The 21,356-nt window shown below is 74.0% G+C and carries 19 protein-coding genes; 5 read left to right on the top strand and 14 right to left on the bottom strand.

Annotation, left to right across the window (positions count from 1 at the left end; translation table 11 throughout):
• Positions 1-5: 5 nt before the first annotated feature.
• The 3 genes from AB0K25_RS12420 to AB0K25_RS12410 form a co-directional block, all read right to left on the bottom strand.
• Positions 6-305 (bottom strand): helix-turn-helix transcriptional regulator, encoded by a 300-nt coding sequence (locus tag AB0K25_RS12420; RefSeq protein WP_219467572.1) that lies wholly within the window; start codon positions 303-305, stop codon positions 6-8.
• Entirely contained in the window at positions 298-639 is a 342-nt protein-coding gene (locus AB0K25_RS12415) for a type II toxin-antitoxin system RelE/ParE family toxin (protein ID WP_363820044.1), read from the bottom strand. The genes AB0K25_RS12420 and AB0K25_RS12415 overlap by 8 nt, the downstream gene beginning before the upstream one ends.
• A gap of 128 nt (positions 640-767) precedes the next feature.
• Positions 768-5,069: an AAA domain-containing protein gene (locus tag AB0K25_RS12410; RefSeq protein WP_363820041.1), complete on the bottom strand. Its 4,302-nt coding sequence runs from the start codon at positions 5,067-5,069 to the stop codon at positions 768-770.
• Positions 5,070-5,228: 159 nt separating this feature from the next.
• Between AB0K25_RS12410 and AB0K25_RS12405 the strand changes: the two genes are divergently transcribed.
• Positions 5,229-5,597: a VOC family protein gene (locus AB0K25_RS12405; RefSeq protein WP_219467563.1), complete on the top strand. Its 369-nt coding sequence runs from the start codon at positions 5,229-5,231 to the stop codon at positions 5,595-5,597.
• A gap of 52 nt (positions 5,598-5,649) precedes the next feature.
• Here AB0K25_RS12405 and AB0K25_RS12400 read toward each other — a convergent pair whose 3' ends face one another.
• Positions 5,650-6,813 carry a phosphotransferase gene (locus tag AB0K25_RS12400; RefSeq protein WP_363820038.1) on the bottom strand — a complete coding sequence of 388 codons (1,164 nt, stop codon included), beginning with the start codon at positions 6,811-6,813 and terminating at the stop codon, positions 5,650-5,652.
• A gap of 95 nt (positions 6,814-6,908) precedes the next feature.
• Positions 6,909-7,634 (bottom strand): TetR/AcrR family transcriptional regulator C-terminal domain-containing protein, encoded by a 726-nt coding sequence (locus AB0K25_RS12395; protein WP_219467557.1) that lies wholly within the window; start codon positions 7,632-7,634, stop codon positions 6,909-6,911.
• Positions 7,635-7,779: 145 nt separating this feature from the next.
• Here AB0K25_RS12395 and AB0K25_RS12390 point away from each other — a divergent pair, with 145 nt between their 5' ends.
• Entirely contained in the window at positions 7,780-7,998 is a 219-nt protein-coding gene (locus AB0K25_RS12390; protein WP_255597905.1) for a hypothetical protein, read from the top strand.
• 58 nt (positions 7,999-8,056) lie between these two features.
• On the opposite strand, the gene yidD is transcribed toward AB0K25_RS12390, so the two are convergent.
• Positions 8,057-8,443 (bottom strand): membrane protein insertion efficiency factor YidD, encoded by a 387-nt coding sequence (gene yidD, locus AB0K25_RS12385; protein ID WP_363820034.1) that lies wholly within the window; start codon positions 8,441-8,443, stop codon positions 8,057-8,059.
• An 89-nt stretch (positions 8,444-8,532) separates the two neighbouring features.
• Positions 8,533-9,624, bottom strand: coding sequence for a hypothetical protein (locus tag AB0K25_RS12380; protein WP_363820031.1), 1,092 nt, complete (start codon positions 9,622-9,624; stop codon positions 8,533-8,535).
• Between the two features lie 239 nt (positions 9,625-9,863).
• On the opposite strand from AB0K25_RS12380, the gene AB0K25_RS12375 reads away from it, so the two are divergent.
• Complete coding sequence (locus tag AB0K25_RS12375) at positions 9,864-11,417, top strand: gluconokinase (protein WP_308291029.1); 1,554 nt, start codon at positions 9,864-9,866, stop codon at positions 11,415-11,417.
• 48 nt (positions 11,418-11,465) lie between these two features.
• Complete coding sequence (locus AB0K25_RS12370; RefSeq protein WP_219467539.1) at positions 11,466-13,022, top strand: SLC13 family permease; 1,557 nt, start codon at positions 11,466-11,468, stop codon at positions 13,020-13,022.
• Positions 13,023-13,126: 104 nt separating this feature from the next.
• Here AB0K25_RS12370 and AB0K25_RS12365 read toward each other — a convergent pair whose 3' ends face one another.
• From AB0K25_RS12365 to AB0K25_RS12335, 7 genes are all read right to left on the bottom strand, one after another.
• The gene (locus AB0K25_RS12365; protein ID WP_219467536.1) at positions 13,127-13,906 is read right to left on the bottom strand and encodes a hypothetical protein; all 780 of its coding nucleotides are present in this window, start codon (positions 13,904-13,906) and stop codon (positions 13,127-13,129) included.
• Positions 13,907-14,166: 260 nt separating this feature from the next.
• Complete coding sequence (locus tag AB0K25_RS12360) at positions 14,167-14,451, bottom strand: antibiotic biosynthesis monooxygenase family protein (protein ID WP_219467533.1); 285 nt, start codon at positions 14,449-14,451, stop codon at positions 14,167-14,169.
• Positions 14,452-14,513: 62 nt separating this feature from the next.
• Complete coding sequence (locus tag AB0K25_RS12355) at positions 14,514-15,272, bottom strand: MerR family transcriptional regulator (RefSeq protein WP_363820026.1); 759 nt, start codon at positions 15,270-15,272, stop codon at positions 14,514-14,516.
• A 135-nt stretch (positions 15,273-15,407) separates the two neighbouring features.
• Positions 15,408-17,672 carry an EAL domain-containing protein gene (locus AB0K25_RS12350; protein WP_308291028.1) on the bottom strand — a complete coding sequence of 755 codons (2,265 nt, stop codon included), beginning with the start codon at positions 17,670-17,672 and terminating at the stop codon, positions 15,408-15,410.
• A gap of 116 nt (positions 17,673-17,788) precedes the next feature.
• Positions 17,789-19,285: a hypothetical protein gene (locus AB0K25_RS12345; protein WP_357534802.1), complete on the bottom strand. Its 1,497-nt coding sequence runs from the start codon at positions 19,283-19,285 to the stop codon at positions 17,789-17,791.
• Positions 19,282-20,370: a hypothetical protein gene (locus tag AB0K25_RS12340; protein ID WP_219467525.1), complete on the bottom strand. Its 1,089-nt coding sequence runs from the start codon at positions 20,368-20,370 to the stop codon at positions 19,282-19,284. The genes AB0K25_RS12345 and AB0K25_RS12340 overlap by 4 nt, the downstream gene beginning before the upstream one ends.
• Positions 20,371-20,608: 238 nt before the next feature.
• Entirely contained in the window at positions 20,609-20,842 is a 234-nt protein-coding gene (locus tag AB0K25_RS12335; RefSeq protein ID WP_219467522.1) for a zinc-ribbon domain-containing protein, read from the bottom strand.
• A gap of 124 nt (positions 20,843-20,966) precedes the next feature.
• Here AB0K25_RS12335 and AB0K25_RS12330 point away from each other — a divergent pair, with 124 nt between their 5' ends.
• Positions 20,967-21,296 (top strand): YciI family protein, encoded by a 330-nt coding sequence (locus AB0K25_RS12330; RefSeq protein ID WP_219467520.1) that lies wholly within the window; start codon positions 20,967-20,969, stop codon positions 21,294-21,296.
• Positions 21,297-21,356 lie beyond the last annotated feature (60 nt).

Raw genomic sequence — 21,356 nt, 5'->3', positions numbered from 1 at the left:
GATCCTCAGGCCGCATCGGCGTTCGGCGTGAACCTGATGTCGAGCCGCATGTCGAGGGCGCCGGCCAGTCGTTCCAGGACGGGCAGGGTGGGTATCGTCCCGCCAGCCTCGAACCGCGCCACGGCGGACTGCGTCATTCCGGCAGCTCGCGCCAGCCGACTCTGGCTCCAGCCACTGCGCTCGCGCAGGTGGCGAACCTCCTGGCCCAGTTCGAAGGCGATCCTGGTCGCGTCGTACGCCTCAGCCGCTCCAGGTTCGGCCAGCCGGCGGTCACGCAGGTCGTTCCAGTCGACGCGATCACTCATCGTTCTGCCCCCTCGTCACGATGTGCCGCTCCGTCATGCACTGCTCAAGCGCCCGGCGAGCCCGCTGGATCTCCCGGTCCTCCCGCATCCGCGTCTTCCGGAACACCGTCAGCAGGATGATCCTCCGCTCGCCAGCTATCCAGTACGTCAGGCGTACCGCGCTGCGCTCCAGGTAGAAGCACAATTCTCTGAGTTTGCCGTCCAGTTGCCTGGTATGAGGTTCGCCGAGGAGAACACCTCGACTGGCAAGAAGATCAATATAGAACGCCACTCGGGCGAAGTCTGTGCTCGGCAGTTCCTCCAGCCAGTCTCGGACTTCTGGCTCCAGCTCCACGCTACCCAGGCCATAGCGTTGATGCTATAGCCCCAGGTAATCAGACACCCTTGGCGACGATCACGTGTCGCGTCAGTTTCCCGGCTTGGCGGCGAGTGCGGGGAGAGGCGTCAGCCGGAAGCGGTCGTTCAGCAGGAGGACGTCTCCGCCACCCGGCTCCCCCCGATGCCCAACTCCTCGATCCGCTGCCACAGCGGCACCAACGCCGCGTCCGGGTCCCGGCTGAACACGCTCCCCCGGATGCGTACGAAGACGCAGTTGCCGACCCGTTCCAGCACCGCCTGCCGGCGCATGTCGCTCTCCCACTGCTCCGGCCCGTGATAGGCGTCCCCGTCGCACTCGATCGCCAGCCGCCGCCCGTCCGGGGCGGGCAGCACGAAGTCGATCCGGTACGAGCCGACCCGGAACTGCGGCAACGGCCGCAGCCCCCGGCGCAGCATGCGCCGCAGCACCTCGCGTTCGAAGTCGCTGTCGCAGCGCTGCTCCAGGTTGTCGTACGCCTCCTCGGCGGTGGTGACGTTCTGGCAGTAGCGCAGCAGCAGACCCCGGGCGTCGTCGGGGCGCAGGTCGTCGGGTTGCACGGAGTGGAACACCCAGAGCTGGTCGCGGGCCCGGGAGGCGGCGACGTTGACCCGCCGGTGGTGGTCGCGTTTGGTGAACGCGGCGACCGGCCCGTGGTGCGGGGAGACCACCGTCGACACCAGCACCACGTCGCGTTCGTCGCCCTGGAAGGTGTACGGGTCGCCGACACGCAGCCGGCGGCGTTCCATCTCCTCCTCGCCGATCTCCTCCCGCAGCCGGGCCAGCAGGTAGAGGGCCTGCCCGCTGGTGCTGAGCAGGCTGACCACGCCGATGCTGCGGCCCGCGTACGCCGGGTCGGCGACGATCGTGGCGACCCGCGCGACGAGGGCCTCGGCCTCGGCGACGTTGACGTTGCCGTACGTGGGCAGGTCCTGGCGGACGCCCTCGGGCACGTGCACGGCGACGACCGGGTCGCCGATGCCGGCGGGCCGGTCGGTGCGCAGCGGTTCGATCTCGCCGCCGTAGTAGGTGTCGCTGGAGAACCCGATGATCGCCGGCACGGACCGGAAGTGCTCGGTGAGCAGGATCCGCTCGGGTGAGCGGCGGACGGCGTGGTCGTAGAGGCTGCTCTCCGGGTCGAAGTGCTCGGCCGACGGCACGTCGACCAGGTGTGAGTTGATCAGGCCGGTGACGCTGCCGACGAAGGAGAGCTGCGGCCCGATCTGCTGGTCGTCACCGACCACGACGGCCCGTTCGGCCAGGCTGAGGATCGGCAGCGCGAACAGGTCGGCCTGGGACGCCTCGTCGACGATGACGACGTCGAAGCGCGCGCCCCCGGCGAACTGTTCGATGGCCCGGTCGACGGACATCACCCACACCGGCACGGCGTCCACGGCGGCGGTCATCGCCTTCTGGGCGTGGGCCTGCCACTGGGCGGCGTTCTTCCCGGTCCCCTTTCCGATCTTGCGCAGCGCGGTGGTCCAGTCGGCGAGGGCGGCCCGCCGCCGGTCGTCCAACGCCAACGACACCTCCAACCAGGCGGAGGCGACCACGAGTTCCCTGGTGAGCTGGCGGATGCGTTCCCGGGTGCGGTCCACGCGCCGGCCCAGGGCCACCGGGTCGACGCTGCCGACGACCTGGTCGAACCAGGTCTGCGCGCGCCGCCACCGCCACCGGTCGAGGCAGTCCGCGCCGGTGCCGTGCAGGGCGACGGCGGTGCCGTCCTCGAGCTGGGCGGCCCAGTCGGGGGCGACGGGTCGCAGCCGGTCGGTGAGCTGGGCGAGGCGTTGCGCCTCGGGGCGCAGGGCGGCGAGCCGGCGCACCTCGTCGAGCAGGGCGTCCCAGCCGTCGACGTCGCCCTGGAAGCTGTGGTCGAGCAGCCGCCACAGGTCGCTGGCGTCGACGCCGGACATGCCGTGTTGCAGCAACGCGTCGAGTCGGTGTTCCTCGGCCACCAGCTCGTCGTGGGCGAACACCGCGGTGGCCCGGCCGAGCAGGGTGATCAGCGCGGTCAGCCGGCGTACGTCGATGGTGTGCTCGGTGCGCGGCAGCACCCGGCGGACGGTGCCCAGCAGGGCCGGCCAGCGCCGCCGGTCCCAGTCCAGCGCGGTGGCGGCGGCGGTGAGCAGCTGGCCGGTCCAGTATTCCGGCTCGTCGCCGACCTCGGCGGGCAGCCCGAGCGACGCCCGCCACTCCGCCCACCGGGTGGCCAGCGCCTGCCGCAGCCGACGCCGGGTGACGTACGCGACGACGATGTCGACGTCGTCGGCGCTGCGCAGCATCTCGCCGTCGATCCGGCATTCGGTGGCGATCCGGGCCAGGGTGCCCTGGAAGAGCCTGCTGACGCCCTTGCCGGTGGCGAACCGCTGCCGCAGCTCGTCGAGCAGGGCCAGCAGCCGGCGCGGCTCGGTCAGGTGGGCCTCGGCGACGGTGACCTCGTGTCCGGCGATGACCCGGGCGGCGGTGGCCAGGTCGGCGAGCGCCTGCTGGCTGGCGGCGACGTGGTCCTCCCACCGGATGCGCCAGTTGGCGTCGGCCTGCAGCAGGGTGCCGAGCCGGTCGGTCCACGCCCCCTCCCGCTCGGTGAGCAGGGTCAGCGCCTCCCGCAGTTGACCGCCGAGCTGCTCCATGGCGGGCTGCCCGACGGCGCGCACCTCGGCGACCAGCATCCCGGCGTCGGCGAGCCGGTCCAGTTCGCGTCGGGTCGCGGCCAGCTCGTGGCGGTCGCCCCGGATCGCCTCGGCGGCCGGCAGGTCGGCCGCCGTCGGCAGCTGACGCAGCGCCTGCGCCCGGTCGGGTCGCCGGGTACGCCGGGCGATGTCGAGCAGTTCGCTGAACTCCTCGCCGGTCAGCGGGGCGTCCAGGTCGGGGGCGAGGGGGTCGGGGATGTCGCCGTACCGGTCGGCCCGTTCGCGCAGCCACACCCCGACGTCGCCGGGGGACAGCCGGATGCCGTCGATCTCGTAGCGGGCGGACTCGTGTTCGGCCAACGCGCGCAGACCGGCCAGGGCGAGCCCGAGGTCCCGCTCGGCCTCCTCCAGTTGCCGGCGCAGCCGGTCGACCCGCTGCTGCTCGGCGCGACGGTCCAGGGTGGCGCCCCGGTCGGAGAGTTCCCGGGCGGCGAGTTGGAGCTGCACCAGCTGGTCGGCCGAGCGGCCGAGCACCGCCAGGCAGAGCGGTTGGATCTCGGCCGGCAGGCCGTCGCGCAGCACCCGCAGCGGGTCCTCCTTCTGCGCGACGACCAGCACCCGCTTGCCGTGTGCCATCAGGTGGCAGATCAGGTTGCGGATGGTGTGCGTCTTGCCGGTGCCGGGCGGCCCCTGCACGGCGACGTTGCGGTGCTGGGCCAGCCGGCGGGCGATGGACTCCTGCGCCTCGTTGGTGGGCAGCGGCATGAGCAGCCGCTCCCCCAGCGGCTGCCACCGTTGCGGCTGGTCCTGCGGCATCTCCAGCCGGCTCGGCTCGTGGGCGAGGATGGCGGCCAGCGCGCCGATGCCGGTGGTGTCGCCGCCCAGCAGCCGGGTCCGCAGCTCCTCCAGGAAGCGGCGCAGCATCCGCTGCCGGGGCCGGACGAACAGCACCCCGGTGTCGTGCACGTACGCGCCGGTGGGGGCGGGGGCGTCGGCGTCGCGCAGCACCGGGTCGTGGCCGAGGCGGCGCAGCGCCCGCTCGAAGAACTCCCGCCGGTCGAGGTCCGCCCAGACGTCGAGGTCGAGTTGCCCGCCGACGCCGGCCAGGGCCAGCAGCTGCCGCAGGTAACGCTCGTCGAGGCCGGTCAGCGGGTCGGTCTGCAACCTGGCCGGCCCCTGCGGTACGACCCGCACGACCGACCGGTCCGCGTCGAACTCGACGGCGACCGGGGTCACCACCAGCGGGTACCGCACCGGGTGGCCGGCGACGTCGACGCGGATGACGCCGTGGCCCCAGACGAGTTCGTGACTGGCGGCGGTCATGTCGACCCGGTGCATCAGGTCGAACAGGGCGCGGTGCAGTTGGCGTACCCGGTCGGTGCGGGCGGCCTGCTCGGCCCAGGGCCGCCAGTCCTGCTCCCGCCACTGCTCGAAGCGGGGTCGCAGCCGTGCGAGGGTCTCCTCGTCGCCGGTCAACCTCGGCTCGGCCGGGTAGGGCGGGGTGTCGGCGAGGTGCGCGACGAACTCGACGGGGGTCTTCAGTCGCCGGGGTGCCGCCGGCAGGCCGACCTGGAGCCAGCTCACCCCGTCGGCCGAGACGCCCACCTGGCAGTCGGGGTGCTCGGGCAGGTCGTGCTGCCAGAGCGCGTCCGCCGTGGGCACCGTCCGGACCGGTTTCTCCAGCTGGGCGCGGACCGCCATCAGGTAGTCGACCAGCGCGGTGGTGCGCTCCAGGATCAGCGCGGGCGGTTCAGTGTCGGACGTGGCGCGGGGGAGCATGCGGCACCTTTGCTGGCTGTGGCGGTCCCCGGCACCCTACCGGCGAATTCCTCCCGGACGGGACCTCCGGTCGGCATTCCTGACCGCGACCGTGTCGGTGGTCCGTTGTCGGAGGTCCGTTCTAGCCTGGGCCGGCAACCACACCCGAGGGAGACCATCGTGCTCGACCACCTGGGCATCCAGGCCCGCGACATCCCCGCCAGCCTCGCCTTCTACGACGCCGTCCTCGCCCCGCTGGGCGCCCGCCGGCTGTTGGAGTACGGCGACGTGGTCGGCTACGGCGTCGAGCGGCCCGACTTCTGGCTCAGTCCGACCACGACGTCCGGCCCGGCCCACGAGGCGCACATCGCCTTCGCCGCCGCCGACCGGGCCGCCGTCCGGGCGTTCCACGACGCGGCGGTGGCGGCCGGCGCCGAGGTGCTGCACGCCCCGAAGGTCTGGCCGGAATACCACCCGACCTACTTCGGCGCGTTCGTCCGCGACCCGGACGGCAACAACGTCGAGGCGGTCTGCCACCGGCCGGAGTGACGGTCCACCTCCGACCTCCGACCCACGACTACCGGGCCCGACGCGCTGGCGGTCAGCCCGGCTCGGCCGCCGCCAGCGCCAGGTTCTCCGGCACGTCCCGGTCGTGATAGATCCGCTCGCTCGGCTCGATGCCGGCGAGGAACATCGCGTACACCGCCGCCATTCGCAGCCAGGCCACCGGCCGCAGCAGCGCCACCGCCCGTTCCGGCCGGCAGCCGGGCACGTCGGCCCGCCAGCGTGCGCACCAGTCGGCCACCAGGGCGGCGGCCGGCCCGGCGGGCAGCTGCTCGGTCAGCCGCAGGATGTCGAAGGCGGGGTGACCGACGAACGCGTCGCCCCAGTCGATGATGGTGTACCGCGACCCGTCGGCGCGGACGTTGCCGGGGTGCAGGTCACCGTGCACGAGGGTGTCGGGCAGCCCGCACCGGGCCACCTCGTCGAGCCGCCCCTGCAGCCCGGCGACGAGCGGGTCGGCGGCGGGGTGCGGGGCGAGCTTCGCGCGCAGCCACCGGGCCAGGGCGGCACCACGCAGGTCCGGCACGCCGGCGGCGGCGAGCCCGTCGACGGTGGGCACCGTGCGCACCTGGAGGGCGTGATGGTCGACGGCGATCGCGGCGCGTTCGGCGGGGTCGGCGCCGTAGCGGTCCTCCCCCGGCACGTGGTCGAGCAGCATCCGCCCCTCGTCGTCGGCGGCGAGCAGCGTCGGGGTGGCCGGGTCGCCGGCGAGCAGCCGCAGCACCGCCGCCTCGTGCCGGAAGAACACCGGCACCTGTTTGAGCCAGGCGGTGCCGTGCGGCCCGTCGAGTCGCCATACCGCCGACAGGTTCCAGGTGCGCTCCTGGGCCGACACGGTCGCCGGCCGACCCAGCCGGTCGAGCTGCGCGGCGGCCCAGGCCAGGCTCGCCGCCGGCCCGCCCGGCTGCGCGTAGGGCGCGCGCAGCGGATGCGCCGCCGGCTGCACCGCCTCCGCCGGCAGCAGCGGTACGCGCACCGGGCCGGCCACCTCGGCCAGGTAACTGACGTGGCCCCCGGGTGGCCGCCCGCGCTGCCCGGCGAGCAGCCGCAGCACCGTCACCTCGACGCCGTACGCGGCGCGGGCCCCCGCGACGACCGCCGTCGTGTCATGCCACCAGGGCACCGGCACGTCGAAGTCGGGCAGTGCGCCGAGGAGGCGGCCGGCGGGGTCGACCAGGACGAGTCGGATGGTGCGGGACATGCCCCGGACGGTAGCGGCGGTCCACGCGACAGGCGAGCGGAATACCGCCGGTCCGTATGCCGCCGGTGGTCCGTCCGACGACCGGGATGCTGCGGTCAGCTTCCCGGTCGGGTGGCGAGGATGACGTCGAGGCCCCGGCGGAAGAGGTCGTCGTCGCTCCACTGTCGATCGTCGAGGTGCCCGGAGGCGGTGAGGGTGGGGTAGCTGGCGGCGTTCGCCACGAGGTGCCGGCGGGCCTCGGCACGTACCTCCGGGTCGCCGGTCTGGTGCCAGGTGGCTTCGGTCAGCGCGGCGCCGATCACGTAGTTGGCCACCAGTCGGGTGACGACGGCCAGGTCGAGGCCGGTGAAGCCGGCGCGGACCAGCGCCGACTGGAGGAACTCCGTGCGGGCGAGGACGTGCGGGCCGAGCATCGGCCGGCCGATCAGGCCGGGCGCCCAGGGGTGGCGGAGCATGGCCGCCCGCCACCCCGAGGTCAGCAGGTGTACGTCGTCCCGCCAGTCGGAGCCGGCTGCCGGCAGTGGCACCTCGCCGAAGATGTGGTCGACGGCCAGGTCGAGGACGTCCTCCTTCGTCGTGACGTGCCAGTAGAGGGCGGTCGGGGTGACCGTCAGGTGTTCCGCCAACCGGCGCATCGTCAGCCCGTCGATGCCGTGCCGGTCGAGCAGGGCGACGGCCGCCGTCACGATCCGTTCCCGGGTCAGCGGGGTGGCCCGGCGGTTGCGGGTCGGCTCCGCGCGCAGCCAGACCGCGCCGGCCCTGGCATCGGACCGGCCGCCGTGCCGCTCGGCGGAAGCCCCACTCAATTCAGTCGCGTCCACCCGCAGCAGCCTAGTACAGTGCTCAGTTGAGTTAACGCCGTTAAGTTAAATGTTCAGCGTTAGAGGAACTGCCTGAGCCGGACCCGCCGGACCCCTCGGCGGGCAGTGGCGATTCCAGGAAGGACGGTGGCACCCCGTGCCGCTGATGCGGATACAGCTGGACAGCGACCGGCAGACCGCCCGCCGGGTGGTGGAGCTGCACCGGACCGGGAAGGTCCATCGCGAATCCCGGGATGCCGCCCGCGCCGAGGTGTGGCGGCGCGGGCGCACCCCTGCCGGCGAACCGGTCTTCGTGGGCACCACCAACGGCGAACCCGTCCGGCTCATCTACGACGTCGAGGTCTACCGCGACGTGACGGCGTGAGGTGGGCCGGGCTGGTCAGCAGCAGCCGGTGCCCGTCGGCGGCGGGGCCACCGGACGGTCAGCGGACCGGGTCGTGGGTGCCGCGCGGGACGCCCGGCCGGCAGCGGCGCAGCCGGTCCGCCGCCATCCGGCCGCCGACGGCCAGGCCGTGCCGTTCGACGGCGGTCAGGCCGTAGGCGCTGCACGTCGGGGTGTAGCGGCACTGGCCCGGCCAGCGGTGCGACAACCACCGCCGGTAACCGAGGATCGCCGCCCGGCCCGCCCGGTCGACCACCGGTGCCCGGCTCACCCGGGCCGTGGTCGCGCCGAGGGTGAGCAGCAGGGAGAACAGGCCGAAGTCGCAGCAGGGCAGGCTGTCGCAGCCGTCGCAACCGTCGCAGTCGGCATCGCACCAGTCGCGCTTCTTCTTGCGCTGCTTACGCTTGAAATGGATCACGCCGTACATGATGCGACGGCCGCGCCAGTCCCACTGTCGGGGCCGATGGGCCGAAGCAGCGGTATCGACCCGGGCCTGACACCGCTAGCCCCGGTGGATCAGTGGTGGACGGTGCGGCGTACCCCGTCGTGGCCGGCGCAGGGCTTCGGCTGGCCGCCGGTCAGGCTGACCGCGCCGTCGCGGCACGACACCAGGTAACCCCGCCCGGCCCAGAACTGCGGCACACAGTCGAACCAGTCGCAGACCCGGTGGTCGGGCTTACGCACCCGCTCGCCGCCGCAGTAGTCGTACCCCATCGGGTTCGCCGGTGCCCCGCAGCGTCGCTCCCGCACCACCGACGGGGACGGGGCCGGCGACGAGGGTCGGGTCCGCGCCGGGACGGGGCCGGGCGCGGCGGTGGCCGCCGCCGCCACCTCCGGGGAAGCCGGCGGGTCCGACTCGACCAGCACCGCCGGCACCACCAGGGTCAGCGCGGCGGCCACCGCGACGGTCCGCCGACCACCGGGGATCCGGGCGCTGATCCGGGCCTGCGCGGGAGTGGCGATCTCCGGCCGGAACGGCGTGGCCTCGGCATGGGTGGCGATCAGCTCGTCGAGCTGGGCGAGGACGGCGGGCCGCTGCTCGATGGCGTCGGCGAAGGCCAGGGTCAGCACGAACCGGAACTCGGTCGCCACACCCGCCGGCAGCAGCAGACCGGAGGTCTGCCGCCGGTCCAGGACCTGGATCAGGCTCACCGGGGCCGCCGGGTCGTGCAGCAACCCGGTCATCTTGCCGTACGCCCAGTCGCGCCGGCCGCGCCCGCCGACCAGGACCAACCGACGGTTGGTGACCACCGCGATGCCGGCGTCGGTGACCCGGACCCCGTCGGGCAACCGGTGGCGCAGCCGCCCCGGATCCGCCTCGACGACCAGGTCGGGGGCGGGCAGCACGGTGGTGTGCCGCAGCTCGACCAGCTGCACGCCGGGCGTCGTCCAGAGCGCCGACTCACCGGGGCTCAACGCCAGCGGCAGGCCGCCCCCGGCCGCCGCGCTGCCCCGCAGGCCGACGGCGAGGGCCCGCAGCCGACGCAGTTCGTCGTCACGGCGACGCCAGGCCCGCTCGGCGGTGCGGAAGACCCGCCGCCGTCGTTCGTTCTGCTGGCGAGCCCAGGTGTAGCGCCAGGTGGAACCCGTCGAATCAGTCATCGCCACGCCGATCCCTCCGCCGTGCGAGCCACCAACCGGTGTTCACCCGGCTCAACGGCAGGAACAAGCCCGACGGACCCGGCATTGCCGATTTACCACCCGATCGGGGGATGGATTTCCCGCCGGGCGGCGCACCGCACGATGCCTCACCTTCCGGTCCGACGCCGTGCGGGGTGCTGCCGGCGTGGGTAACGTCAGCCGCAGCCGGGCCGCACCGCCCGCACCGCCGACGCCAAGGGGGACCCGTGACCGGCCCGGACCAGCGCCGCCGCGTGGTGCTCGGCGTCGACATCGGCACCACCAGCACCAAGACCGTCGGGTACGACACCGACGGCCACCAGCTCGCCAGCCACTCCGTCGGCTACCCCCTCGACGAGCCGCACCCCGGCTATGCCGAGCAGGACCCCCAGCTCATCTTCGACGCGGTGGTGGAGACCATCCGCACCGTCGTCACCGAGCTGGGCACCGGCATCGCCGGTCTGTCGTTCAGCACCGCCATGCACAGCCTGATCGGCCTCGACCCGGACGGCGTACCGCTCACCCCGTCGGTGACCTGGGCCGACTCCCGGGCCAGCGGTCAGGCCGAACGGCTGCGTGCCGCCCCCTGGGGGCTCGCCCTGCACCGGCGCACCGGCACCCCCGTGCACCCGATGGCCCCGCTGCCGAAACTCCTCTGGTACGCCGAGCAGGAGCCGACGCTGCACGCACGGGTCGCCCACTGGGTCGGCATCAAGGACTACGTGCTGCTGCGGCTGACCGACACGCTGGTCACCGACCACTCGGTCGCCTCGGCCACCGGCCTGATGGACATCCACCAACTCACCTGGGACGCGCAGGCGCTGCGGATCGCCCAGATCACCGAGGAGCAGCTCCCCCGGCTCGTCCCCACCACCACCGTGCTGCCGGGGCTGACCGCCCGCGCCGCCATCGCCACCGGCCTGCCCGCCGACACCCCGCTCGTGGTCGGCGCGGGTGACGGCCCGCTGGCCAACCTGGGTCTCGGCGCGGTACGCCCCGGCGTCGTCGCCTGCTCCATCGGCACCTCCGGGGCGATGCGGGTGGCCGTCGAACGTCCCGCCGTCGACCCGCTCGGCGGGGTGTTCTGCTATGCGCTCACCGAGGACCGGTGGGTCGTCGGCGGGGCGATCAACAACGGCGGGATCGTGCTCCAGTGGGCCGGCGACGCGCTCGCCCCCGAGTTAGGCGAGCACGGTGAGGAGGAACTGCTGGCGCTGGCCGCCACCGCCCCGGTCGGCTCCGGCGGGCTGATCATGCTGCCGTACCTGCTCAGCGAGCGGGCCCCGCACTGGAGCGCGCTGCCGCGCGGGGCGTACGTCGGGCTGACCCACGGGCACCGCCGCGAGCATCTCGTCCGGGCTGCGTTGGAGGGGGTGTGCCAGCAGCTCGCCCTGGTCCTGGCGTCGGTCCGGGCGGCCGGCAACGAGGTCCGCGAGGTGCGGGCCAGCGGCGGCTTCGCCCGCAGTCCACTGTGGCGGCAGATGCTCGCCGACGCGCTCGGCATGCCGGTGCGGTTCCCCGCCGGCCACGAGGGCTCCAGCTTCGGCGCGGCGCTGCTCGGCATGCAGGCGCTCGGCCTGATCGACTCCATCGACGTCGCCGCCGACCTGGTCCGCATCGACGAGACGGTACGCCCCGAGCCGGCCTCCGCCGCCACCTACGCCGCCCTGCTCCCCCTGCACTCCGAGCTGTACGACGCGCTGGTGCCCACCTTCGCGTCGCTGCGCCGGCTGGCCCCCAGCCTGCCGGCGGAGCCACCGCCCACCCCCGCACCCATGTGACCGTCCGCACCGCACCGGGTCGGACACCGTCCGAAGGTCGTGATTACCGTGCTCACTCTCCTCGCCGCACCGGCGGAACCGGCCACCAGCGCCGGTGACGCCCAGCTCGTCGTGGCCGCCCTGCTGGGCATCGCCGCGGTGGTGCTGCTCATCGCCTGGGGCAAGGTGCACCCCTTCCTGGCGCTGATCCTCGGCGCGGCGGTGCTGGGCGTGGTCGCCACCATGGCCCCCGACACGATGATCGAGTCGTTCAGCGCCGGGGTCGGCTCCACCGTCGGCGGGGTGGGGCTGTTGATCGCGCTCGGTGCGATGATCGGTGGGCTGCTCGCCGAGTCCGGTGGGGCCGACGGCATCGTCAACCGGGTCGTCGGGCGGGTCTCCGGCACCGCCCTGCCCTGGGCCATGGCCGGGGTCGCCGCGCTGATCGGCCTGCCGCTGTTCTTCGAGGTCGGCGTGGTGCTGCTGGTGCCGATCGTGCTGCTGGTCTCGCTGCGGACCGACGTACCGCTGATGAAGATCGGCATTCCGGCGCTGGCCGGCCTGTCGGTGCTGCACGGCCTCGTCCCGCCGCACCCCGGCCCGCTGGTGGCGATCTCCTCCCTCAACGCCGACCTGGGGCTCACCCTCGGGCTGGGCCTGATCATCGCCATCCCCACCGTGATCGTCGCCGGCCCGGTGTTCGGCAACTTCATCGCCCGGTACGTGCCGGCCACCGCCCCGGCCGCGCTGCTGCCCACCCGGCAACCGGCCACCTCCGGCGGTGGCCGGCGCGGACCCGGCAGCCCCGACGCCCGCCCCGACCGGAAGTCGGCCGGCCGGGACGCCGGGCGGGGACCGGCCGGCGACGACGACCTGCTCACCGACGACGACCTGGTCAACCCGGGCACCGGCCGGCCGGGCGCCCCGGTCGACGACAGCGGCACCGAGACCGCCCGGCGTGCCCCGAGGTTCTGGCCGGCGGTGCTCACCGTGCTGCTGCCGGTGGTGCTGATGCTGCTGCGCGCCGTCGGCGAGCTGGCCCTGACCGAGGGGACCTTCGCCCGACAGGCCCTCGACATCGTCGGCACCCCGATCGTGGCGCTGCTGGCCGGGGTGATCGTCGCCATGTTCACCCTCGGCTACCAGGCAGGCTTCAGCCGCAGCCAGGTCTCCTCGGTGCTCGGCGGCTCGCTGCCGCCGATCGCCGGCATCCTGCTGATCGTCGCCGCCGGTGGCGGCTTCAAGCAGGTGCTGGTGGACGCCGGGGTGGGCGACCTGGTCGCCGACGCGGCCAAGGACGCCAACCTCTCCCCGCTGCTGCTGGGCTGGTTGGTCGCCGTCGGCATCCGGGTCGCCACCGGCTCCGCGACGGTCGCCACGATCACCGCCGCCGGCATCGTCGCCCCGCTGGCAGCCACCCTGGACCGACCGGAGGTGGCGCTGCTGGCGCTGGCCGTGGGCTGCGGGTCACTGTTCTTCTCGCACGTCAACGACGCCGGCTTCTGGCTGGTCAAGGAGTACTTCGGGCTGACCGTGGGGCAGACCATCAAGAGCTGGTCGGTGCTGGAGACGATCATCTCGGTGGTCGGCTTCGCCGGTGTGCTCCTGCTCGACCTGCTCCTGTGACACCCCGACCCGGCGACTATGCGGGTCAGGCGCCGGCGACGATGCGGGTCAGGCGCCGGGGTCGTTGCGGGGCGGGTCAGGCGCCGGGGTCGTTGCGGGGCGGGTCAGGCGCCGGGGATGTTGCTGGGCGGGTCCTCGCCGATCAGGCCCGCCGCCGGCTTCTCCGCCGACACGGGCAGGCCGAAGTCCGCGTACGTCAGGTCGAGCGCCGAGGTCTTGCCCGGCTCGCTGGCCAGCTCGATCCGGTAGCGGACCAGCCGCCCCTGCGCGTCCACCGTCGCGGTGAACGGCACCGTGGCGGCCCGCTCGCCGAGCACCCCACCCACCCCGTCGCCGAGCACCTCGGTGCTGCGCCGCAGGTCCAGCGTGCCGGCGTAGGCCCGTTCGCCGGTGGCGCGTACCCCGGTGGCCGTGCCGAGGGTGCTGGCCAGCCGGGTGTTGTCCAGCCCGGTCCGCTTCGCGGCAGCGGCCTCGGCGGTGCCCAGGTGCCACCAGGTACGCCCGTCCCAGACCGGCACCCGCCGGTCCGGGGCGGTCACCTTCACGTAGACGTCGGTGCCGGTGGCGAGCCGTTCGATGACCACCTTGCCGTTCGCCACGGCCAGCGTCGTCGTCTCCAGTCCACGCCGGCCCTTTGGGTCCCAGACCAGGCTGGTGGTGTCCCCACCGCCCGCGCCGTCGCCCAGGGTCAGCCGGTAGGACTGCTGGTCGACCCGCTGCGCGGCGGTGGCCAGCACGGCGGCCGGCTCGGTCGGGGCCGGTCCGGTCGTGGCCGAGCCGGTGGTCGGTGCCGGTCCCGCGCCGCCGTCGTCCGAGGTGCAGCCGGCCGCTGTCACCAGCGCGACGAGGGCGGCCGTGGCGACGGCCAGCTTCGGGTGCTTCACGGCGGTCTCCCCGGGTGGCGCGCCCGCCGGCCGAGCCGATCGACGCTGGTGACAGAGCGGTCGCGCCAGCCTAGCCCGGCACCCGGCCGCCGACCGGCCACCCCCGACCGCACCGGTCCGGCCCGGGCGACGACGGGTCCGACCCGTGTACACCCGGACCCTCCGACCGGTCCGGCGACTGGACGCCGCAACCACCGCCGGGGCACCGGGGGTCACCGGAACCGGGTGTGCCCCGGCAGAAACGACAGACCGGGGGCCGGTCAGGGGGCCTCGACGGCGGAGATGCGGTAGCGGTGCACCTCCGCGCCACGGATCGTCGCGATCTGCTCCTGCTCCGGGCCGGACCCCCGGAACGCCAGCAGTTCGTCGTCGGACTCCCAACGTTCGTAGACGTTGATCCGGCCCGGCTCGACCAGGTCGGCGCCGATGGCGAAGTCGACGCAGCCGGGCGCCGAGCGGGCCTGCCGGACCACCTCCACGCAGGAGGCCAGGTAGGTGTCCCGCTCGGCGGGTTCGACGTAGAGACTTCCGGCGACGATGAACACGGACGACCTCCGGTGGGTGAGCGGGACGAACCCCCATCCTCGCCCACCGCAGGCGGCACCGTTCAGGCCCGGCTGATCGCGTTGGCGTGGATCGCCTCCGCCAGGTACTCCGTCAGCCCCGGTGCGATCGCCTCGTAGTAGGCGGTGAACCGGGGATCGGCCAGGTACATGTCGGCCAGCCCGGTGTGCACCTCGTACGAGCAGTCGTAGAACCATCCGACGATGAGCTGCCGGTGTTCCTCGGCCAGCGCCATCGCCTCCGCCGAGTCGGCAGGCGTCCCGCCGGTCAGCGCCGCCACGATCCGCCCGCCCCACTCCTCCTGCGCCGCCTTGAGGCGCAGCCAGTCCTCCTTCGAGTAGTTCGCCGCCCGCTGGGTCGACACCCGGTACGCCTCGGTGTCGCCCCAGCGCTCCCGCGCCTCCTCGGCGTGCTCCGCCGGGTCGACGTCACCGAAGACCTCGAACCGTTCCTCCGGGGTCAGTTTGAGTTCCATTCGTCTCGCCTCCATCGCGATCTCGATCGCCGCGACCATCTCCTGGAGTTTCCCGATCCGCCCGGTCAGCAGGTCGTGCTGCCGGCGCAGGTGCGCCGCCGGGTCGGCGGTCGGGTCGTCGAGGATCATCGCGATCTCCTCCAGCGGAAACCCCAGCTCCCGGTAGAAGCGGACGTGCTGCAACCGCTCCAGGTCCGCGTCGTCGTAGCGGCGGTAGCCGGCCGGCGTCCGGCCGCTCGGCGAGAGCAACCCGATCTCGTCGTAATGATGCAGCGTCCGGACCGTCACCCGGGCCGCCTTCGCCACCTGACCCACCGTGTACGCCATGGTCTCCTCCTTTCCGACACCAAGGCTCCGGCCTGCCGCGACGTGAGGGTCAAGCCCGATTCTGCGCCGGTCCCCCGATCCCGTAAGCCCACACCGGGGCGGACCGAGAAGGGAATGGGCGGGGGCCGGGGCGGGTCAGCGTGGGGTGTGCAGGGCGGCCAACCGGCCCGGGCGGCCGTACCGGTAGCCCTGGCCGTGGACACAGCCGATCGCCGTGACCGCCGCGTGCTGCCCCTCGGTCTCCACCCCCTCGGCCACCACCTCCATGTCGAAGGCCCCGGCCAACCGGGTGACCATCTCGACCGTGGCGTACGCCCGCGCGTCGGTGTCCAGCCGGGCCACGAACGACCGGTCGATCTTGAGGTCGGTGGCGGGGATGCGGTGCAGGTAGCTCAACGACGAGTAACCGGTGCCGAAGTCGTCGATGGCGATCCGGATGCCCAACTCCCGGAGCTGGGCGAGCCGCTCCAGCACCGCCTCGCTGCCGTCGATCAGCGCCGACTCGGTCAGCTCCAGGGTGAGCGCGCGGGGCGCCAGGCCGGCGGTGGCGGTGGCCGCGGTGACGGTGGCGATCAGGTCGGGGCGGCGCAGGTGCGCGGCGGCGATGTTGACCGCCACGGTCGCCTCGGGCACCAGGGCCCGCCAGGTCGCGGCGGCCCGGCACGCCTCGTGGATCACCCACCTGTCGATCGGCACGATCAACCCGGTCTCCTCCGCCAGCGGCAGGAACGCCGCCGGGGCGAGCAGGCCGAGCCGGGGGTGCCGCCAGCGGACCAACGCCTCCGCGCTGCGGACCACGCCGGTGGCCAGGTCGACGATCGGCTGGTACTCCAGGTGCAGTTGCCGCTCGTCGACGGCGCGTCGCAGGTCGGCGATCAGCTCGGCCCGGCTGACCGCCGACTCCCGCAGCGCGGGCGTGCAGGTACGGTACGCGGACTTCCCGGCGGCCTTCGCCGCGTACATGGCGATGTCGGCGTCGCGCAGCAGGTCGGTGTGGGAGGCGTGCTGCGGGCCGAACTCGGCGATGCCGATGCTGGCCGACGGGTGCACCCCGACGTCCTCCTCGCCGACGGACGGTTGCAGGGCGGCGAGGAGCCGTTCGGCGAGCCGTTCCGGGGCGACCGGGCGGTCACCGGCGACCAGCACGGCGAACTCGTCGCCACCGAGCCGGGCGATGGTTCCGTCGCCACCGACGGCCGCCCGCATCCGGACCGCGATGCTGGACAGCAGGGTGTCGCCGGTGGCGTGCCCGAACCGGTCGTTGACCTGCTTGAAGCCGTCCAGGTCGAGGAGCAGGACGGCCACCGGCGGCCCCTCGCGCAGGGCCTGGCGCAGCCGCCGGTTGAACATCAGCCGGTTGGGCAGGCCGGTGAGCTGGTCGGCGTAGGCGAGCCGACGCAGCCGGGCCACCAGCCGCAGGTTCTCGTTGGCCGCCAGCCCCTGCCGCAGGGCGAGCACCCCGAGCAGCGTCATCATGCCGACGAAGACCAGGGGCGGGGTCTGCCCGGTGGGTCGGCGGGCCAGCACCACCGCGATGATCGCCCCGCCGACCGGCAGGTAGGGCAGCGCCACCCGCCACCACGACGGGAGCGGGGACTCGCCGATCTCCTCGGCGCCGTCGCAGGTCGGCGGCGGTGGTCGGGTGGTGGCGATGCCGATCAGCAGGTAGCTCAGCGGCCAGCAGACGTCGATCGGGTGCCCCGGGGCGTAGGTGCCGTGCGCGACCAGCGAGACGTAGACGGCGTCCGCGCCGGCCCGGGTGACCAGGCTCGCCCCGATCAGGGTCAACGGCGGCCACACCGGGCGGGCCGAGCCGGCCACCGCCACCAGGATGGTCAACTGCATCAGGTCGATCATCGGGTAGAGCAGGCCGAGGGTCCGCAGGGGATCGTCGAGGTCGGCGGCGGCGATGTCGCGGAACACCACCACCCAGCCGATCGGGATCAGGGCCAGTCCGACGATCACCCCGTCCAGCACCGTGCGGGCCCGGCCGACCACACTGCGTGGTGCGGTCAGCGCGGCCAGCAATGCGGCCGTGCCGGTGACGATGCCGGCGGTGAAGATCGCCCCGATCAGCGGGGTGTGCGGCAACTCGTCGGCACGCAACCGGTCCACCGTCCACAGCAGCCGACCGGCGGCCGCCAGGCCCATGGTGAGGGCGAGCAGCGCCCAGAACCGGCGCAGCGGGGCGGGGTGCCGACGCATCGTCCGGGTGCAGGCGTAACTTGCCCAGCTCGCCAGTGCCGTGGCGGTCACGTCGCTGGCCAGGGCCGCCCCGGGCAGCGCGGCGAGCAGCCAGCCCAGCTCCAGCACGACGACCACCGCGGCGACGATCGCACCCACCCGCGGAAGGGCCAGCGGTCGGGTCGGCGTGCCGGAGACGGCGTCCTGGGGTAGCACGGTGATCGCTCCGGCTCTCTCTCCAACGCGCACCTCGACCGTGCGGACGGGCCACGGACGGCGAACCATCGAAGCCTAGCCAGCCGGGCGGGTAGCCGCCACACTCACCGGGTCGGTTATCCGACCACTGAGGACAGCCCGGACGAGGGGTCGGTGAGCGGTGGCCCGCCGTGCGTCCACGGTGTCTCGTCCGCCGTCGGAAACGCGCCGGCCGGCAGGAACGCCTCCGACAGGGTGGTCAGGCAGAGCCGCTCCCCCACCTGCGGCACGGTGCCCGGCAGCGCGGTCAGCCCCCGGCCCATCCCGCCCGACAACTCCAGCACCACCTCGGTCCGGCCGTCCGCCGCCGGGGTCACGAAGACCACCTTCGCCTTCTGCCCCGGCCGCGCCGTCGACCACAGGGTCGCCCCGACCGGCACCCGGACCGCTTCGGTGGTCACCACCTGGATCCTCGGCCGCAGCACCGGCCGTTTGCCGCTGTCGTCCACCCGCGCCGGATCGGCCAGCGTCACGTCACCGACGAACGCCTCCCCGGTCAGCCGGTGCTCGGCCATCACCAACGGGTCGTCGTAGGCGCGCTGCACGGCGTAGCTGGTCGCGGCACGTTCCAGCCGGTGCAGCCGGACCGCCGCCGCGACCGCGCCGTCGTGTCGGGGCTGCGGCCCACCGTCGGCGTCGAGATGCTCGGCATACGAGGTGAAGGCGTCCCGGTCGCCGGCCCACCGCCCGGCCACCCGGGCCCCCGGTGGCAGCGCGCCGAGCAACCCCAGGCCACGCCACATCAGCTCCCAGGTGGGCGCGAGCTGCCCGCGCAGCAACCCCACCAGCTCCGTGTACGCCTCGTCGCGCGCGGCCGGGTCGTCGTCGGCCGCCGCCCAGGCGGCCATCGCCGGGGCCAGCGCCGCGTTGTCGAACTCCGGGTCGGTGGCCGGCCCGGCCGGCGGGCACACCCCCGGGTCCTCCGCCCGGGCGGCGGCCGCCGCACCGGTCCAGCCGGCCGGGGGGTCGATCCAGCCGAGCAGCGCCGGCAGGTGCAGGTCCTCCACCGCGCTCTGCCCGGTCGCCCAGTGCAGGGTGAGCGCGTCGGTCATCGCCAGCAGCGTCGACGAGCCGGGCTGCTCGGCCCGTTCGGCGAAGAAGGTCAGCCAGCGGCCGAGCAGCGGCACCGCCGGATGCACCGGATAGTCGCCGTCCGGCCGGCGGAACCGGGTGGACCGGCCGAGCAGCCGCAGGAAGGTGATCCCGGCCGGGTTCGGCACCCACAGCTGCGGGGCGTCGGAGTAGCGGTAGCGCACGTCGCGTCCCCGGTCCACGGCCACCGCCTCCGCCACGCCCCGGAAGTCGTCCAGCCAGGGCAGCACGATCCCGGCCAGCTCGGTGACGAAACGGAACCGCTGGTCCCGGTTGCGGGGCTGCGGCACGATCAGCAACCGGGCGTCGTCGGGGGCGGTGCCGACCAACGCGGCGAGCGGGGCGTGCGCCTCACCGGCCATCCCCAGCGGCACCAGCACCAGTGGGCGCTGCGCCAGGTGCAGGTGCCGGACCGTGGCGACCGGCTGGGCCACCCCGGCGGCGACGGCCTGGGCCCGGGCCAGCGCGCGCAGCGTACTCATGCGGGGTGGCCGGCGAGGGCGTCGGCGCGCAACCGGGCGGCGGCCCGCAGCAGCGCGGCGGCCTCCTCCCGCTCCGGGTCGGCGGCCCGTTCGCCGGTCGCCAGGGCCAGCACCTCGGTCACCTCGGCGATCCCGCCGAGCGCCTCCCGCACCGGCCGACCCAGCGCGCCGGTCTGCCCGCGCGCCTCGTCCCGGCAGAAGTACGCCAGCTCGCAGCCGGCCAGGCAGTCCGGCGCGTAACGGGCCGGCACGGTACGCAGCGCGGCGGTCAGCGTCGCCGGATCGGCGGCCGGATCGGCGGTGAAGCCGGCCGGTACGGCGGTGAGCAGGTCGTCCAGCCGGGCCATCCGGTCCAGTTGGCGACGCAGCACCAGCAGTTGCTTACGCACGTCGATCAGGCTGGCCACCGGCTGGTTGGCGAAGTCACGTGGGCAGACCAGCACCACCTCGTGCGACACCGACTCCGGGTCCCGCCCCTCGGCGGCGAGCAGTTCCCGCAGCGCCAGCACGTAGACGGCCGACTGGACGGCGGCGGCGGACACCTTCGCCGGGTCGGCCTGGCCGTCGATCACCGGGAACGACTTGATCTCCACGACGTGGAACCGGCCACCGAGCCGGGCGGCGACCAGATCCGGCTCCAGGTGCACCCGCTGACCGGCGACGTCCAGGCCGAGCAGCGGATGGTCGAACAGCGCCGCGTCCGGCCCGGTGGCGGTCAACGCGGCCCGGGACCGTTCCCGCCGGTCCGGCAGGTCGTCCGCGCCACCCAGGTCCGTCCAGCTCGCCCGCTGCGGCACCGGTACGCCCAACCGCGTCGCGACCAGCCGCAGCAGCTCCGCCCCGCCGTCCGCCTTGACCTGCGCCTCGAACGCGTTGCCGCGGGTGATGGCGAACCGGGACTGGCCGAACCGGGCGGGGAAGCCGACCCGCTGCGCGAGCGCCGACTTGTCCACCCCGGCCCCGTCCAGCACGGCCCGCCGGGCGCAGCCGGGGTTGCCGGTGAGCGCGGCGATCGTCCGGGCGTTGTGGCGTTTCGGGGGCGCGTCGCCCCGGATCGCGGCCAGGCGTCGTGCGGTGCTCGTCACGACAGGCCACGATAGCGGCCCCGACCGACCCCGGCCGACAGCCGGCGGTGCGGGGTGGCGCGGGCGGGTCAGCGGCCGGCGGACCGGTTCCAGGGCGAACGGGGCGAACGGGCACCGGCGGCCGGCCGGTGGCGGCGGCGCGACGGGCGACGACCGGGGGTGCAGGGTGGGCGGGAGGCGGTGTGCACCGGCACGGTCGGCGGGCGGCCGACCAGCCAGCAGAGGAAGCGGGCCACGGTCAGCCGACCGGGAGGCGGCGGGCCTCGTCGGCGTCGACGGCGTACTCGACGCCGCAGAACGAGCACTGCTGCACGTATTTCGTCCGGATCGGGATCAGCGGGACGAAGAACAGGGTGAACTTCGTCGACCGGCGGCTGATCACCTGCGCGGCCTGGTTGCCGCAGTGCCGGCAGACGGCGGTCACCACCCCCGACCGGGTGACCTTGGTACGGAGTCCGAAGATGAAGAACATCGCCCGGCATTACCCCGCCCGACGCCCCGGGAACCACAGGCGGAAAAATCCTGCCCACCGCTGTCCGGAACCCGGCCTCCCGAACGTCACCCTGGTGACGACAACGACACCGAGGAGCGTCCCGATGAAGTACCTGATGCTGGTCTGCACCGACACCGCGCCGGACACCGACCCGGAGGCCGCCCCCGACATCGAGGCGTGGGTCGCCGAGCGCGACGGCAACGGGCAGCGTGTGCTGGGTAGCCGGCTGGCGGACGTGTCGGCGGCCACCACCGTCCGGGTACGCGACGGTGAGCTGCTGCTCACCGACGGGCCGTTCACCGAGACCAGGGAGGTGATCGTGGGCTTCGACCTGCTGGAGTGCTCCGATCTCGACGAGGCGGTGGAGGTGGCCCGTCGCCACCCGATGGCCTACGAGGGGCGGCTCGAACTGCGTCCCCTGGTCGACCTCTGAGGGCCACGGCCGTCGACCCGGGCGGACCGCCGGGCCCGCACCACGGGGGTGGGCCGGCGG

It is taken from the genome of Micromonospora sp. NPDC049257 (genome assembly GCF_040678915.1).
Taxonomy (GTDB): Bacteria; Actinomycetota; Actinomycetes; order Mycobacteriales; family Micromonosporaceae; genus Micromonospora; species Micromonospora antibiotica.
The sequence above is the reverse complement of the archived record's forward strand: the minus strand, read 5'-3'. Positions and strand labels throughout refer to the sequence as shown.

Coding starts and splice junctions, on each gene's coding strand:
- AB0K25_RS12420 (WP_219467572.1), bottom strand. CDS start 305: ATGAGTGATCGCGTCGACTGGAACGACCTGCGTGACCGCCGGCTGGCC.
- AB0K25_RS12410 (WP_363820041.1), bottom strand. CDS start 5,069: ATGCTCCCCCGCGCCACGTCCGACACTGAACCGCCCGCGCTGATCCTG.
- AB0K25_RS12400 (WP_363820038.1), bottom strand. CDS start 6,813: ATGTCCCGCACCATCCGACTCGTCCTGGTCGACCCCGCCGGCCGCCTC.
- AB0K25_RS12390 (WP_255597905.1), top strand. CDS start 7,780: ATGCGGATACAGCTGGACAGCGACCGGCAGACCGCCCGCCGGGTGGTG.
- yidD (WP_363820034.1), bottom strand. CDS start 8,443: ATGTACGGCGTGATCCATTTCAAGCGTAAGCAGCGCAAGAAGAAGCGC.
- AB0K25_RS12355 (WP_363820026.1), bottom strand. CDS start 15,272: ATGGCGTACACGGTGGGTCAGGTGGCGAAGGCGGCCCGGGTGACGGTC.
- AB0K25_RS12345 (WP_357534802.1), bottom strand. CDS start 19,285: ATGAGTACGCTGCGCGCGCTGGCCCGGGCCCAGGCCGTCGCCGCCGGG.
- AB0K25_RS12335 (WP_219467522.1), bottom strand. CDS start 20,842: ATGTTCTTCATCTTCGGACTCCGTACCAAGGTCACCCGGTCGGGGGTG.
- AB0K25_RS12330 (WP_219467520.1), top strand. CDS start 20,967: ATGAAGTACCTGATGCTGGTCTGCACCGACACCGCGCCGGACACCGAC.